The 14,897-nt window shown below is 75.0% G+C and carries 11 protein-coding genes and 1 riboswitch; of the genes, 7 read left to right on the top strand and 4 right to left on the bottom strand.

Features of this window, described 5'->3' with window-relative positions; translation table 11 throughout:
• Nucleotides 1-88: 88 nt before the first annotated feature.
• Entirely contained in the window at nucleotides 89-1,375 is a 1,287-nt protein-coding gene (locus tag ABZX96_RS14105; RefSeq protein ID WP_355543077.1) for an inorganic phosphate transporter, read from the top strand.
• Between the two features lie 112 nt (nucleotides 1,376-1,487).
• Entirely contained in the window at nucleotides 1,488-1,724 is a 237-nt protein-coding gene (locus ABZX96_RS14100; protein WP_355543074.1) for a hypothetical protein, read from the top strand.
• Between the two features lie 100 nt (nucleotides 1,725-1,824).
• Here the strand turns inward: ABZX96_RS14100 and ABZX96_RS14095 are convergent, their stop codons facing one another.
• Complete coding sequence (locus ABZX96_RS14095; RefSeq protein WP_355543071.1) at nucleotides 1,825-3,156, bottom strand: amino acid permease; 1,332 nt, start codon at nucleotides 3,154-3,156, stop codon at nucleotides 1,825-1,827.
• A 105-nt stretch (nucleotides 3,157-3,261) separates the two neighbouring features.
• On the opposite strand from ABZX96_RS14095, the gene ABZX96_RS14090 reads away from it, so the two are divergent.
• A complete protein-coding gene (locus tag ABZX96_RS14090) occupies nucleotides 3,262-3,750 on the top strand; it encodes an Lrp/AsnC family transcriptional regulator (protein ID WP_355543068.1) in 489 nt (162 codons plus the stop codon).
• 46 nt (nucleotides 3,751-3,796) lie between these two features.
• Here the strand turns inward: ABZX96_RS14090 and ABZX96_RS14085 are convergent, their stop codons facing one another.
• The 3 genes from ABZX96_RS14085 to ABZX96_RS14075 all read right to left on the bottom strand — a co-directional run bounded on the left by ABZX96_RS14085 (nucleotide 3,797) and on the right by ABZX96_RS14075 (nucleotide 8,642).
• A complete protein-coding gene (locus tag ABZX96_RS14085) occupies nucleotides 3,797-5,179 on the bottom strand; it encodes an extracellular solute-binding protein (protein ID WP_355543065.1) in 1,383 nt (460 codons plus the stop codon).
• 133 nt (nucleotides 5,180-5,312) lie between these two features.
• Nucleotides 5,313-8,051 (bottom strand): caspase family protein, encoded by a 2,739-nt coding sequence (locus ABZX96_RS14080; protein ID WP_355543062.1) that lies wholly within the window; start codon nucleotides 8,049-8,051, stop codon nucleotides 5,313-5,315.
• A gap of 6 nt (nucleotides 8,052-8,057) precedes the next feature.
• A complete protein-coding gene (locus ABZX96_RS14075) occupies nucleotides 8,058-8,642 on the bottom strand; it encodes a hypothetical protein (RefSeq protein WP_355543060.1) in 585 nt (194 codons plus the stop codon).
• Nucleotides 8,643-8,846: 204 nt separating this feature from the next.
• A riboswitch (cobalamin riboswitch) is annotated at nucleotides 8,847-8,996 on the top strand.
• A 131-nt stretch (nucleotides 8,997-9,127) separates the two neighbouring features.
• On the opposite strand from ABZX96_RS14075, the gene ABZX96_RS14070 reads away from it, so the two are divergent.
• The 4 genes from ABZX96_RS14070 to cobO all read left to right on the top strand — a co-directional run bounded on the left by ABZX96_RS14070 (nucleotide 9,128) and on the right by cobO (nucleotide 14,859).
• Entirely contained in the window at nucleotides 9,128-10,111 is a 984-nt protein-coding gene (locus tag ABZX96_RS14070) for a cobalamin biosynthesis protein (RefSeq protein WP_355543057.1), read from the top strand.
• A 212-nt stretch (nucleotides 10,112-10,323) separates the two neighbouring features.
• Nucleotides 10,324-11,901 (top strand): cobyric acid synthase, encoded by a 1,578-nt coding sequence (locus ABZX96_RS14065; protein WP_355543249.1) that lies wholly within the window; start codon nucleotides 10,324-10,326, stop codon nucleotides 11,899-11,901.
• A 136-nt stretch (nucleotides 11,902-12,037) separates the two neighbouring features.
• Nucleotides 12,038-14,263 (top strand): putative cobaltochelatase, encoded by a 2,226-nt coding sequence (locus ABZX96_RS14060; RefSeq protein ID WP_355543054.1) that lies wholly within the window; start codon nucleotides 12,038-12,040, stop codon nucleotides 14,261-14,263.
• Nucleotides 14,263-14,859 carry a cob(I)yrinic acid a,c-diamide adenosyltransferase gene (cobO, locus tag ABZX96_RS14055; RefSeq protein ID WP_355543051.1) on the top strand — a complete coding sequence of 199 codons (597 nt, stop codon included), beginning with the start codon at nucleotides 14,263-14,265 and terminating at the stop codon, nucleotides 14,857-14,859. Before ABZX96_RS14060 ends, cobO begins: the two co-directional genes overlap by 1 nt.
• Nucleotides 14,860-14,897: the final 38 nt, after the last annotated feature.

Raw genomic sequence — 14,897 nt, 5'->3', positions numbered from 1 at the left:
CGCCTCGCCCGCCCCCGTTCACCTTCCGTTCACCCGTTCTCCGTACGGTCCGCAGCGTCACTGCCCATCGAACTGATTGCCCGGGTGAATGGAACACATCACGCTTCTCATCGGGATCGTGATCGTCACGGCCTTGGTGTTCGACTTTACGAACGGCTTCCACGACACGGCCAACGCCATGGCCACCACCATTTCCACCGGGGCACTGCGGCCCAAGACAGCGGTGGCGATGTCGGCGGTCCTCAACCTCGTCGGCGCGTTCCTGTCGGTGGAGGTCGCCAAGACCATCTCCGGCGGCATCATCGACGAGAGCGCCGGGATCAGACCAGAAGTGATCTTCGCGGGGCTCGTCGGCGCCATCGTCTGGAACCTGCTGACCTGGCTGGCGGGACTGCCCTCCAGCTCCTCGCACGCCCTCTTCGGCGGTCTCATCGGCGCGACGCTGGTGTCCGTGGGCGGCGAGGGCGTGCACGGCTCCGCCGTCGTCATGAAGGTCCTCATCCCGGCGGTGGCCGCGCCGATCGTGGCCGGTCTGGCCGCCATGGCCGCGACCCGCCTGACGTACCGCCTGGCCCGCGACCGCGACGACGAGGAGACCGCCAAGGGCTACCGCGCCGGGCAGATCGCCTCGGCCGCGCTGGTCTCCCTCGCGCACGGCACCAACGACGCGCAGAAGACCATGGGTGTGATCACCCTCGCGCTGATCACCGGCGGGGTGGTCGCCCCGCACTCCGACCCGCCGCTGTGGGTCATCGCCTCGGCCGGTATCGCCATCGCGCTCGGCACCTACCTGGGCGGCTGGCGGATCATCCGCACCATGGGCAAGGGCATCACCGACATCCAGCCGCCGCAGGGCTTCGCCGCCCAGACCGGCGCCGCCGCCACCATCCTGGCCTCCTCCCACCTCGGCTTCGCGCTGTCCACCACCCAGGTCTGCTCCGGCTCGGTCATGGGGTCCGGGCTGGGCCGCAAGGGCGGCGTGGTGCACTGGTCCACGGCGGGCCGGATGGCCGCCGCCTGGGTCCTGACGCTGCCGGCCGCCGGGCTGGTCGCGGCGGGCGCGGCGCTGCTGGCCGACCAGGGCGACTGGGGCGTCGCGACGGTCGCGGTCCTGGGCCTCGCGATCGGCGGCGCCATCTGGTGGGCGTCCCGCCGCAAGCCGGTGGACCACACGAACGTGACCGCCGACGGCGACGCCGCCGCGCCGGTGTCCGCGACCGCCGAGCCCGTGGGCGCGGTGGCCGTCACCCCGCTGACCGTCGTCCCGCAGCCCGCCGGCACCAGCGGCCCGTCGACCGCGTCCCCGGCGGTGCCCTCGACCGCGCCGGAGCCGGTCGCGCTGGCTCCCGAGCCGGCCGCGGCGGCCACGCCGTAAGGCTCCCGGCACTCCCGTCGCTCCCGGCGCCTCCCCCTGTGCGGCGCCTCGCCGTGAAGCGCCTCGCCGTGAGGCGCGTCCCCCTCCCCTCCCCAGCTAAGGAACCCCCGCAATGAGCATCGACTGGGCGGCCCTGGGCCAGGTCTTCGCCGTCAGCCTCCTCGTGACGGTCGGGATCGTGGGCCTGTTCACCGTCGGCATCGTCGGCACCTCCCGCAAGCCCCGCCACGACGGCCAGGCCGCGGTCGCCGAGGGGCCGGGCACGGCGGCGCGGGTGGGCGGGTACGCCTGCTACGCGCTGTGCGCGGCGGCCGTGGCGTTCGGCATCTACCTGATCGTCGCCGGCTGACCGCACGGCCGCGCTTCCGGCAGCACCGGCCCCGTCCCCGCCCGACCGGCGGGCGGCGGGGCCGTTGTCGTCTGTCAGAGGGAGGGACCGGCGGCTTACGTCAGAGGGATGGGTCGGCGTCGCGGGGCCGCTTCTCCACCGCGGCGGCGAGAACGCCCGCCCGCCGTGTCGCGGCCTGCCCACCGCCTCCGGGTGCGGTCGCGGCCGAACGAGGACGGGCCCGGGCCCCCGCCGCCAGGGCCACGGCGGCAGCGGCCAGGACGGACCAGCCCGCGTTCGCCAGGAGCAGGAGCACCACGGCGCAGGCCGTCCCCGCCGCGAGGCGTACGGCACCGGTCAGGACGCGTGCGGCAGCCGCCATACAGCCCAGGTAGACGACGAGGAAGAACGTGGTGGGCACCGCGACGAGGTGCGTGGTCGTCACCAGACCGCTCCCGGCAAGCCCCAGCAGGAGCGCGCCCGCGGCGGCGATGGCCACGACGATGCCCACCGGGCCGCGCCGCCCGGGCCGCTCGCGTCGGCCCGCGCCGTTGACCAGGGCGGCGGTCATCGTGGTGGCGCCCGCCAGGTACGCGTTGGTCGCGGCCAGGGTCAGGACGATCGCGCACGCGGCGGCCGGCCACGGGCCGTACGCGCCGATCGCGACGCGCAACAGGTCGGCCAGCGGCACCGACCCGCCCGCCCCGGGCCCCAGGACGGCGACGGTGGCCGCCGCCATGGCCAGGTAGAGCACGGCGGTGACGACGAAGGCCACCGCGACGACCCGCGGGAGCTGCCGGCGCGGATCGCGCAGCCGGGCCGTGAGCGAGGCCGCCGCCTCCCAGCCGACGAAGGCGAGCATCAGCGGCGGGGCCGCCCGCACGGCCCCGTCCCACCCGTACGGGGCGAAGGGCGTCCAGTGGGCGGCCCGTGCCTGGGGAGCCGCGCCGGCGACGGCGAGCACCACCAGGGCGACGAGCACGGCCACCAGCACCAGTTGGAGCCCGGCGCCCGTCCGCACACCGGCCAGCCGTATGGCCAGGACGAGGACGAGCAGGCCCATGGCCGCCACGTACGCCGTCTCTTGACCGGCCCCGAGCACCTCGGCGACGTACGTGCCGCCGATGAGGCAGACCACGGGGGCGCCGGTGACGACCCCGGCGAGGAAGCACCAGGCGGCGGCGCGCCCGGCGCGCGGACCGAGTCCGGCGGCGGTGTATCCGGCGACGCCGTCCGCCGATCCCATGCGGGTCCCGAGGCGGGTGAACACGACGGCGATGAGGCCGGACAGGACCAGCAGCGCCAGCCAGACGAGCAGGGAGGCGGGCCCGGCCGCGCGGGCGGCGAGCCCCGGGAGCAGCAGCATGCTCGGGCCGAGCAGGGCGCCGATGTAGAGGGCGGCGGCCCCGGCCGTGGACAGGTGTGAACGCGGTGTGAGTGATGTCGGGGACATGGGCCGAGCATGGCGTGGACGGCGTGGCACCCGATGGCGAGTCGCGGCCCGCCCGGACGGTGCGGCGCAAGATCCTGCGGCGGAGCCGCGCTTATCCTGCACGCCATGCCAACTCCCCAGTACGACCGCGTCGATCGGGCCATCCTGGAGCACCTCCAGCGCAACGGGCGGACGCCCAACGTCGACCTCGCCGAAGCCGTGCGGCTCTCCCCCTCGTCCTGCCTGCGGCGCACCAAGGCGCTGGAGACGGCGGGCGTCATCTCCGGCTACCGCGCCGAACTGGACCGGGGCCGGGTCGGGCTGGGCCTGACGGTCTTCGTCGCGCTGACGGTCGAGCAGCATTCCCGGGCCACGTCCCGGATGATCGAGGAGGCCCTGACCGCGATATCCGCCGTCGTCTCCTGCCACGTGGTGTCCGGGGAGGCCGACTTCCTCGTCGAGGTGGTCGTGCCGGACCTGGCCGCCTACGAGCAGGTGCTGCTCGACGAGATCCTCGCGATCGGCCCGGTGCGCGACGCCCGCAGCACCTTCGCCATCCGCACGGTGCTCAGCCGGGGGCCCCTGCCGGTGAACCGCTGGCCGGGCCGGCAGTGAGGCGGAGGGGGACGCCGACGTCCGGCACCCCTCCCTCGGTGCTCCCTCAGTTCCGCCCGCTCAACGCCTCGTCCGCCTCCCTGGCCAGCCGGTCCGCGATGGCCGTGCCGAGCGTCGTCCCGAGGTACTCCGACACCCTTATCTGCACGACCTTGCTGAACATCTGGTAGTGGACGCTGCGGGGGCGCGGCTCGGCCGCCCGCAGGGCCGCGTACAGGGTCCGCTTGTAGGGCGGTTCGCGGCCCTGGCCCGGGTCGTGGTCCGGCGGGGCGTCGCGCTCGGCGCGTTCGGCCTTGCCGGGCGGCAGGTGGCAGGCGGGGGCCCGTCCGGGGTCCCGGTAGGACGAGTCGCGGGTGGCCGCGAACCCGCGCTCCAGGAGGCAGCGTTCGCTGTGCGGGTCGGTGAGCGCCCGGATCAGCTCGCGGGCGGCCTCCGGGTGGGCGCTGTCCGCCGCCACGGCGAGGTTCTGGCCACCCAGGACGGACATCCGCTTGCCGTCCGTGGGGCGGCCCGGCAGCTCGGCCACGTCGAAGTCCTTGCCCGGCCGGAGCTTCTCGGCGACCGAGGCGTACTCCACCGGCCAGTTGCGCATGAACAGCGCGCGGCCGTCGGCGAACCAGCGGCGGCTCTCCGTCTCGTCCATGTCCGTGGCCTCGTGCGGCATGATCGAGTCCAGCCGGGTCTTGAGGTCGGCGACGCCCTGCTGGAGCGCGCCGACCTGCTCGCCCTTGGTGAAGCTGGTGGCGTCCGGGTCGCCGCCGTTGGCCCAGGCGGACTCCAGGGTGTTGACGGTCAGCCCTTCGTACGGGCGGAGCTGGGTGACCAGGCCGTACATGGTGTTCCGGCGCTTGCCCAGACGAGCGGTGTCGCGGTTGTACGCGGCGGCGACTTCCTCGGCGACGTTCTTCAGCTCGCCCCAGTTGGTGGGCGGCCGGTCGTGGCCGTAGCCCTCCAGGATGTCCTTGCGGTAGTAGAGCAGCCCGGCGTCCGTGTTGAAGGGGACGGCCCACACCGTGCCGCCGCCGTCCACCGCCGTCTTGGCCACGCTGTCCAGGAAGTCCGGGTCGAGCTTGGCGCCCCAGGGCTGGATGACGCCCGCCTTGGCGAACTCCGCGGTCCACGCCACGTCGATGTTGAGCACGTCGTAGCCGCTGTTGCCGGACTGCCCGGCCGCCAGGAGCTGGCTGCGCTGCCCGTCGGCGGTGTCCGGGAGTTTGACGATCCGCACCCGCTGCCCGGTCCGCCGCGACCAGTCCTCGATCAGGTCCTGGCGGACGCCGGTGCTGCTCAGGTCGCTTCCGGTGGCGAAGACCAACTCGCCCTTCTCCGGCCCGGGGCCCGGCCCGGGCGGGGCGTTTGAGCACCCCGCCGCCAGCAGCAGCGCCGCCAGCCCCAATGCCACCGCCGACCGCCCGCGCGCAGCCTTCATGCCGCCCTCCTCGTTCCGGACTCGCCCGCGTCCGCGTCCGCGTCCGTAGGGAGCCACGCCCGGTCCCCGGGGGCGAGACGGCCGCCGATCATCCCTCCCGCCCGGCCGGACGAGGGGCCCGCGCACCCGCTCCTCATCCCGTCCCCCGCCCGCCGACCCCGACCGACGCGATCACCCCGGCCAGCAGGTCGGCGGCGTCCGGGCCACCGGGGTAGCACTCGCCGCCGGAGGTGGACTTCAGGCCGCTGAGGACGAGGGACTTGCAGCCGTCCGAGCCCAGGGCGAGGGTCAGCACGGGGATGCGGGGCCGCTCCCCCAGCAGTTCCATCAGCTTGGGCTCGACGCCCTGCGCCCGGCCGGCGGCGCCGTCGTCCTTGTCCATGATCAGCACGATGGCCTTGTTGGTGCCGGACGTCTTCCGCATCTCCCGGACGGCGGTGGTCAGCGCCTCCTCCATGGACGCGCCGTACTCGACGAGTTCCCCCTTGCCGATCCTGGCCAGCGCGGCCTTCCCCCGCTCCGGGTCGTCGGTGCCGAGGGGGACGATCCGGCGCGGCCGGTCGGCGTCCTGGGGACGGTCTCGTTGGGGGAAGGTCCACAGGCCGTACGTGTGGCGGGGGCCGGTCATGTCCAGGGCGCGGCTCGCGGCGGCGAGGGCGACGGAGAGTTTGCCGCCCTCGGCCATGGAGGTGGAGGCGTCGAGGAGGAAGAGCACCTGACTGGTCTCCTGGGCCTTGTCGTAACCGCTCAGCACGCCGGAGACCTGCTCCTGGTCCGCCGTCAGCCGGTGCACCGGGGCGTCGATGTCGACGTCGGCGCGGCTGTTCAGCAGCGGCGAGCCGGCCACGGGACGGGGGGCGGGCGCGCCCTCGGGCGTCACCCCGCGGTAGCCGTCCTGGACGATCGTCCGCTGGCCGCCGTCCGGCGAGCGCAGCCACCGCGCGAACCGCTCGACGGCCGCGCGCCGGGCGGTGCCGTCCGTTGCGCCGCGCCAGTCGACCCGGACCATGGGGTGGTCCAGGGCCGGGACGTTCTTCGGGTAGTAGGCCGCGTACCGGTCGCCGTGCGCCAGGGCGGTGTCCCGGGCCGGGCAGTCGCCGATGGCGTGGCCCAGGTTGAAGTCCATCAGCGACTTCTCGGAGACCAGCGGGGCGGAACCGGCCCGCTCGCCCGGCGAGGCCCGGTCACCCGACGAGCCCCGATCGCCCTGCGCGTCCCGGTCCCCCGCCCGGGCCTCGTCGGGGCCGGGGCGCAGCGAGCACAGCAACTGGGTGCTGCCCGCGTACTGGCTGCCCGGCGCGGACATCCGCTGCTCGGCGTCCTTGGCCAGCGACTGGTCCGGCGCGCCGGAGGAACCGATGCGCGAACCGTCGTTGGCCAGGTACAGGCCGAGGGTGTGCAGCAGTCCGGTGCCGGAGAGCACCGGACTGGGGCGCAGCAGTCTGAGGTTCCGGTGGTCGGTGTCGGTGGCGGTGAGGATGTCCCGCCAGGTGCCGCCGACCTGCTCGACGTTGTCCAGCCGCTTGCTCTCGGGGATGCCGACGACCAGCGGGGAGTACGCGACCGGGCCGATGACGTGCAGCGTGGCGGGCGATCCGGCCGCCTTGGTGGGCGATCCGGCCGCCTTTGCGGCCGTGGCCTGTCGCGGCAGCCCCATGGCGCGCCGGGCCTCCAGATAGTCGGCGCCGGACTCCGGTACCCACAGGTCGGGCTGCGGGCCGGGCCGGTGCAGCGGGTCGATGCCCTCCGTCTCGCCGCCCCGCGCGCCGCGGGCCTCGCCCTGCCAGCGGCCGGCCGCCGCGAACCCCTTGGTGGTCTCGTCCTTGGCCGCCGAGTAGACGGTGATCTGGGTCCGCCGGCAACCGTCCGGGGTGTCCCGTTCCCCCTTGAGCGGACGGGTGTTGAGCTCCGACATCTCGTACTCGAACGCCGCCCGGCGCAGCGTCGGCTCGGCCTCCGGCGCGGTCAGCAGCCGCAGTTCGAGCGGGACCGGGCAGGACGGTTCGGGCTGGAGCAGGTCGGCGGCGACGAGGCCGCCGGCGGTCAGCGCGCCGGCCGTCACCAGGGCGAGCAGCAGCCGCATCCGGGGCAGGACGTGCCGCCGGTACCAGCGGCGCAGCCGGACCCGCAGCGGTGTCGGCGGCCGTACCTCGGGGGTGGCGAAGGAGAGGATGACGTCGTCGTCGGTGTTCTGCTTCGCCGACCGGGGCTCCCATTTGTCGCCCATCGGCGTTTCCTCGTCCGCGAGCAGTTCGCGCAGTTCCCGCACGAAGTCCTCGAAGGTGACGAAGGGTTTGCCGGGGATGCCGTCGCGCAGGACGCGCACCATGGCGCGGGTGAAGATCGTGCCGCCGGCCGGTTCCTCGCCGCTGAAGATGCGCCGGTTGGGTTGTGCGGCCATCAGGAGGGACATGGGTTTGCGGCGGGAGTGGAACGCCTCGTCGGCGTTGCCGGAGAAGCAGCACTCCAGGACGACGACGACCCGGTCGGCCCGGGAGTTGTCCAGGTAGGGCAGCACCGTGTCCTGCCAGGAGACGGCCTTGTGGGAGTGCCCCGGCTGCGAGACCCCGACCATCAGCTGGAGATCGCCGCCGTCCAGGCGGACCCGGCCGTGCCCGGAGAAGTGGACGAGCAGCAGGCCGCGCGCCTCGGCGGTGACCTTGTCCAGCGCCTGGTCCAGTTCCCAGGGCTCCCGGGGGCTGCAGACGACGATCTCGTGCGCGGCGAAGAGATCGGTGGCCTGCCGGGTGAGCGCGCTCTTCAGCTCCTCGGCGTTGCCCTCGACAGCCGGGAGCGGGGGCAGCGTCTCGTAGTCGCTGACGCAGATCAGCAGTGCCCGGTTTCTCTTCCCGCGTGCGTCGTACACGGACATCGCGGGTCACTCCTCGCCGGTGCCGCCGCCCTCGTCCGTCCTGCCGTCGGGGTCGCGGCGCCGGCGTGGTGGGTCGTCGGCCGGGCGCTCGTCCCCGGTCCGGCGCGGGCCCCCGCCGTCACCGTCACCGCCGCAGGTCCGGCGCGGGCTCCCGCCGTCGCCGTCGGCGATGGGCCGCAGACCGCCGCCGCTGTCGAGCGTGACGTCCGGCCGCTCGTTCCCCGCGGTCTCCTCCCGGCGCCGCTGCCGCCACTCTCGGAGGGTGATCAACAGGGCCTTGGTGACCTCGGCGGCGGCGGCGCCGGTGATGACCAGGACCAGATCGTCGACGCCGACGGCCATGTCCCGGCGCGTCTCACCGGCTCCGCCTTCCCCTCTACGAGCCGGGGCGTCCGGCCCGTCACCCTCCCCCTTCTCCCCCGTCCCGGCGTCGGACTCCGGGCCCCGGGGGCGGACGTCCCAGGTGTGCTTCCGGTCGTGCAGCCAGGGCTCGCGTTCCAGCCACACCCTGAGCCTCTCGATGTCCTGCTGCGGATCGTGCGTCCCCGTGATCCTGATGCGGAACTCGTGGCGTTCGGTGCTCTCCGGCATCCCGGCCCCCTCCCGACCGCGTCATCGCGTGCCGTGTCCCAGATAGTGACGTGGAAACGACGGCCCGGGCAACCGTCCGTAATGGTCTCCACACCCTCTGGAACACTCCCGTAACCCGCCGCATGCGAAGACTCGTCGCAGGTCACGGGCGAGTTGACGGGCGTTCGCGGGGCGTGGTGGACTGCCAGGGCCATTCGGCGACAGATGAGGAAGTCCGGTGAGAATCCGGCGCGGTCCCGCCACTGTCACCGGGGAGCGCCCCTCCAGGGGAAGGTCACGGTCCGCAGCGCGTACGAGGTGCGTGGGACGGACGGGAAGGCCGGGGGGAGCGCCGATCCGGGAGCCAGGAGACTCACGTCGCCGGTCACGTCGAACCAGGGCGCGGACCCTGAGTGAGGACATACCAGCCATGCCCGGCCGCAGTTCGCGATCTCCCGTACGTGCCGTACCGACGCCCCTCCGAGGCGCGACGGCGGTCTGATCCGATGCGTGCCGAACACGCCACCTACGCGTGCGGCGCGGCCCTCGGCTTCCTCGGCGACCTGATCGCGGGCGATCCCCGGCGCGGCCACCCCGTGGCCGTCTTCGGGCGTGCCGCGGCGGCCGTGGAGCGCGGGCTGTGGCGCGACCACCGGGGCCGCGGGGCGGTGCACACCCTCGTGTGCGCGGGTACCGCCGCGGCCGGCGCCGCGCTGCTCGTCCGCGTGACGCGCGCCTGTCCCCCCGCCTCCGTCGCACTGACCGCCGCCGCCACCTGGACGGTGCTGGGCGGCACGTCCCTGGGCCGCGAGGCACGGGCCATCGGGCGCGCGCTGGAGGCCGGCGACCTGGAGGCGGCCCGGCGGCGGCTGCCGCACCTGTGCGGGCGCGACCCGCAGGCGCTGGACGGCCCCGAGATGGCGCGCGCCGTGGTGGAGTCCGTGGCCGAGAACACCTCCGACGCGGTGGTCGGCGCCCTCGTGTGGGGCGCGGTGGCCGGCGTGCCGGGGCTGGTGGGCTTCCGCGCGGTGAACACGCTGGACGCGATGGTGGGCCACAAGTCGCCGAAGTACCGGCGCTTCGGGTGGGCCTCGGCCCGTCTGGACGACGTCGCCGGGTGGCCGGGCTCCCGGCTCACGGCGGCGCTGGCGGTGCTCGCCGGGGACGACCGGGCGGGCGCGTGGCGCGCCTGGCGGCGGGACGGTTCCCGGCACCCGAGCCCGAACGCGGGCCCGGTGGAGGCGTCGTTCGCGGGCGCGCTGGGCGTCCGGCTGGGCGGCACGCTCGCGTACGGCGGACGGGTGGAGCACCGGCCGGTGCTCAACGGGGACGCCGGGCGGCCGGTGGAGGTGACCGACATCGCGCGGGCGGCGCGGCTGTCGCGCCGGGTGGGCGCGCTCGCGCTGGCGGCGACGGTCGGGGCGCGGCTGGTGGCCGGGGCGGTCGTGCGGAAGCGGTCCGGACGGCCGCGCTCCGGGGGCGCGCGGTGAACTCCGTACGCTCCGGAGCGGGCGGCGGGGAGCCGACAGTGACGAAGAGCGCGGCACACGATGAGGAGAGCGCTGTGGAGAGCCCGGCGAACGGACGGCACGGCGCGGCGCGCCCGGTGGGGAGCCCGGTGAGCGAACGGCACGACGCCCCGCACCACGCGAAGAGCCCCGCGAACGGACGGCACGGCGCGGCGCGCCCGGTGGAGAGCCCGATGAGCGGACGGCGCGGCGTGGCGCGCGACGGCGTGGGCGGCGGGCTGCTGGTCGCCGGGACCACGTCGGACGCGGGCAAGAGCGTGGTCACGGCGGGCATCTGCCGGTGGCTGGCGCGCCAGGGCGTCCGGGTGGCGCCCTTCAAGGCGCAGAACATGTCCCTGAACTCCTACGTCACCCGCGACGGCGCCGAGATAGGCCGCGCGCAGGCGATGCAGGCCGCGGCGGCCCGGGTCGAGCCGACCGCGCTGATGAACCCGGTGCTGCTCAAGCCCGGCAGCGACCGCACGAGCCAGGTCGTGCTGCTCGGCAAGCCGGTGGGCGAGATGAGCGCGCGCGGCTACTTCGGCAGGCCGGGCGGCGGCCCCGGGGGAGCGACCCCGTACGCGAGCCGCCGCGAAGAACTGCTGGGCACCGTCACCGAGTGCCTGGCCGAGCTGCGGCGCACGCACGACGTGGTGATCTGCGAGGGCGCGGGCAGCCCCGCCGAGATCAACCTGCGCCGCACCGACATCGTGAACATGGGGATCGCGCGGGCCGGGCGGCTGCCCGTCGTGGTGGTCGGCGACATCGACCGGGGCGGCGTCTTCGCGTCCTTCTTCGGCACCACGGCGCTGCTGTCCAAGGAGGACCAGGCGCTGATCGCGGGCTACCTCGTGAACAAGTTCCGGGGGGACGTCTCCCTGCTGGAGCCGGGCCTGGACATGCTCAAGGGCATCACCGGCCGCCCGACGCTGGGCGTGCTGCCGTTCGCGCACGGGCTGGGCATCGACGAGGAGGACGGTCTGCGCGTCTCGCTGCGCGGCGCGGTGCGCGAGAGCGTGGTGGCGCCGCCGCACGGCGCGGACGTGCTGCGGGTCGCGGTCGCCGCGGTCCCGCTGATGTCGAACTTCACCGACGTGGACGCGCTGGCCGCCGAGCCGGGCGTCGTCGTCCGCTTCGTGGACCGGCCCGAGGAACTGGCCGACGCCGACCTGGTGGTCCTCCCGGGCACGCGCGGCACCGTGCGGGCGCTGGAGTGGCTGCGCGAACGCGGCCTCGCCGACGCGATCCGGCGGCGCGCCGCCGAGGGCCGCCCGGTGCTGGGCATCTGCGGCGGCTTCCAGATGCTCGGCGAGCGGATCGAGGACGAGGTCGAGTCGCGGGCCGGGACGGTGGACGGGCTGGGCCTGCTGCCCGTCCGCGTCCGGTTCGCGGCGGACAAGACGCTGGCCCGGCCGTCCGGCGAGGCGCTGGGCGAACCGGTGGAGGGTTACGAGATCCACCACGGCGTCGCCGAGGTCGGCGGCGGCGAACCCTTCCTGGACGGCTGCCGGGTCGGCCCGGTGTGGGGCACGCACTGGCACGGGTCGCTGGAGAGCGACGGGTTCCGCCGGGCGTTCCTGCGGCGGGTGGCGGCGGACGCGGGGCGGGCCTTCGTCCCGGCCCCGGACACCAGTTTCGCGGCGCTGCGCGAGGAGCAGCTCGACCGCCTGGGCGACCTGATCGAGGAGCACGCCGACACGGACGCGCTGTGGCGGCTGATCGAGAACGGCGTGCCGGAGGGGCTGCCGTTCGTCCCGCCGGGGGCGCCGTGAACGGCCTCCACCAGCGCGCTTGCGGGTGGTCGTACGCGCCCCTACGTGCCACGGCACGTACACCACGGGCCGAAGCACAAACCCCCCGCCGCCCCCGCACCGTCGCACGAGAAACACCCGAAGGAGTGATCACCGCGTGAACACGCCCTATCCGCTCACCGCGATCGTCGGCATGGACGATCTGCGGCTCGCCCTGCTGCTCAACGCGGTCAGCCCCGCAGTGGGCGGGGTGCTCATCCGCGGCGAGAAGGGGACGGCCAAGAGCACCGCGGTGAGAGCGCTGGCCTCCGTCCTCCCGGACGTGCCGGTCGTCGCCGGGTGCCGGTTCAGCTGCGACCCGGCCGCGCCGGACCCGCGCTGCCCCGACGGGCCGCACGAGATCGAGGCCGGCACCACGCGGCCCACGCGCATGGTGGAGCTGCCGGTCGGCGCGTCCGAGGACCGCGTGGTGGGCGCGCTGGACATCGAGCGGGCGCTCGCGGAGGGCGTGAAGGCGTTCGAGCCCGGCCTGCTGGCCGACGCGCACCGCGGCATCCTGTATGTCGACGAGGTCAACCTGCTGCACGACCACGTCATCGACCTGCTGCTGGACGCCGCCGCCATGGGCGCCTCGCACGTCGAGCGGGAGGGCGTCTCCGTACGGCACGCGGCCCGGTTCCTGCTCGTCGGCACGATGAACCCCGAAGAGGGCGAGCTGCGCCCGCAGTTGCTGGACCGCTTCGGCCTGACGGTGGAGGTCGCGGCCTCCCGCGAGCCGGACGAGCGCGTGGAGGTCGTCCGGCGGCGGCTGGCCTACGACGACGACCCGGCCGGTTTCGCGGCCCGCTGGGCGGACGACGAGGCGGCGCTGCGCGCCCGCGTCGTGGCGGCCCGCGCCCTGCTGCCGTCCGTGCGGCTCGGCGACACGGCGCTCCGTCAGATCGCCGCGATCTGCGCCGCCTTCGAGGTGGACGGGATGCGCGCGGACATCGTCATGGCGCGCACCGCCACCGCGCTGGCCGCGTGGGCGGGCCGGGACGAGGTGCGCACCGAGGACGTACGGCAGGCCGCGCTGCTCGCGCTGCCGCACCGGCGCCGCCGCGCGCCCTTCGACGCGCCGGGTCTGGACGAGGACAAGCTCGACCGGATTCTGGACGAGTTCGCGGCGGACGAGCCCGAGCAGCCCGAGGGGGAGGACGACGGGCCCGAGCCGGAGCCGGACGGGCCCGGGGACGGCGGTCCTGAAGGGGGCCCGGACGACGGCGGTCCCGAGGGCGGCCCGGACGGTGGGCCCGGCGGTCAGCCGCCCGCCGACCCCGGTCCGCAGGGCCCGGCCGGTGACGGGCGGGAGCAGCCGGAGCAGCCCCAGGTGCCCGAACAGCCGGGTTCCCCGGAGGCTTCGGAACCCGCTTCCTCCGGGAACGGAGCTGCCGCCGCCGAACAGGCCGCCGTCGGCGCCGCCGACCCGTTCAAGACCCGCCGGCTGGACGTGCCCGGCATCGGCGAGGGCGCGGACGGCCGTCGCTCCCGGGCCCGCACGGCCCACGGACGCACCACCGGCGCCCGGCACCCGCAGGGCGCCCTGGGCAAGCTGCACCTGTCGGCCACCCTGCGGGCCGCCGCGCCGCACCAGCGGGCGCGCGGGCGCCGCGGCCCCGGCCTGGTCGTGCGCCGGGACGACCTGCGCGAGGCGGTGCGCGAGGGCCGGGAGGGCAACCTCGTGCTGTTCGTCGTGGACGCGTCCGGCTCGATGGCGGCACGGCAGCGGATGAGCGTCATCAAGGGCGCCGTCCTCTCCCTGCTGCTGGACGCCTACCAGCGGCGCGACAAGGTCGGCCTGATCACCTTCCGCGGCTCCGGCGCCGAGCTGGCGCTGCCGCCGACCTCCTCGGTGGAGGCCGGGGCCGCCCGCCTCCAGACGCTGCCGACCGGCGGCCGGACGCCGCTGTCCGAGGGCCTGCTCAAGGCCCACGAGGTGCTGCGCGTCGAGAAGATGCGGGACGCCGCCCGCCGCCCGCTCCTCGTCGTCGTCACCGACGGCCGGGCCACCGGCGGCAGGCAGCCGCTGGAGCGGTCCGCACGCGCCGCCCGGCTGCTGGCGGCCGACGGCGTCGCCTCGGTGGTCGTGGACTGCGAGACCGGCCCCGTACGGCTGGGCCTGGCGGCCGAACTCGCCCGCGACCTGCACGGCACCGCCGTCACCTTGGACGAGCTGCGCGCGGACAGCGTCACCGCCCTCGTCCGCGACGTGCGCGGCACCCGTACCCCGGCGCCGTCCCCCTCCCCGTCCTTGACGGGCGGGCGCGCCGGGCACACCATGCGCACCGCACCCCACTCCCCCACCCACACCACTCGCAACCAAGCAACCCGGAGGGTCGCCTGATGCCGCAGGGACAGCCGTCCGTCGTACCGAACGACGGACTCACCACCCGCCAGCGCCGCAACCGCCCGCTGGTCCTGGTCCACACCGGCCAGGGCAAGGGCAAGTCCACCGCCGCCTTCGGCCTGGCGCTGCGGGCCTGGAACCAGGGCTGGCCGGTCGGGGTGTTCCAGTTCGTCAAGTCGGCGAAGTGGAAGGTCGGCGAGGAGCGCGCGCTGCGCGTCCTGGGCGACTCCGGCGAGGGTGGCACCGTCGCCTGGCACAAGATGGGCGAGGGCTGGTCCTGGGTCCAGCGCGACATCGCCTCCAGCGAGGAGGCCGCGCGCGAGGGCTGGGAGCAGGTCAAGCGCGACCTGGCCGCCGAGACCTACCGGCTGTACGTGCTGGACGAGTTCGCGTACCCGATGCACTGGGGCTGGGTGGACACCGAGGAGGTGGTCTCCGTGCTGCGCGACCGGCCGGGCACCCAGCACGTCGTCATCACGGGCCGCAACGCCCCGCAGCCGCTGCTGGACTACGCCGACCTGGTCACCGACATGACCAAGGTCAAGCACCCGATGGACGCGGGGCAGAAGGGGCAGAAGGGGATCGAGTGGTGAGCTCCGGCAGGAGCGTGTGATCCAGCGCGTTTCGAGTT

The sequence above is a fragment of the Streptomyces sp. NPDC003077 genome, from assembly GCF_040611095.1.
In the GTDB taxonomy this organism is placed as follows: Bacteria; Actinomycetota; Actinomycetes; order Streptomycetales; family Streptomycetaceae; genus Streptomyces.
Note: the sequence above shows the minus strand (reverse complement) of the source record. Positions and strands in the feature narration are given on the sequence as shown.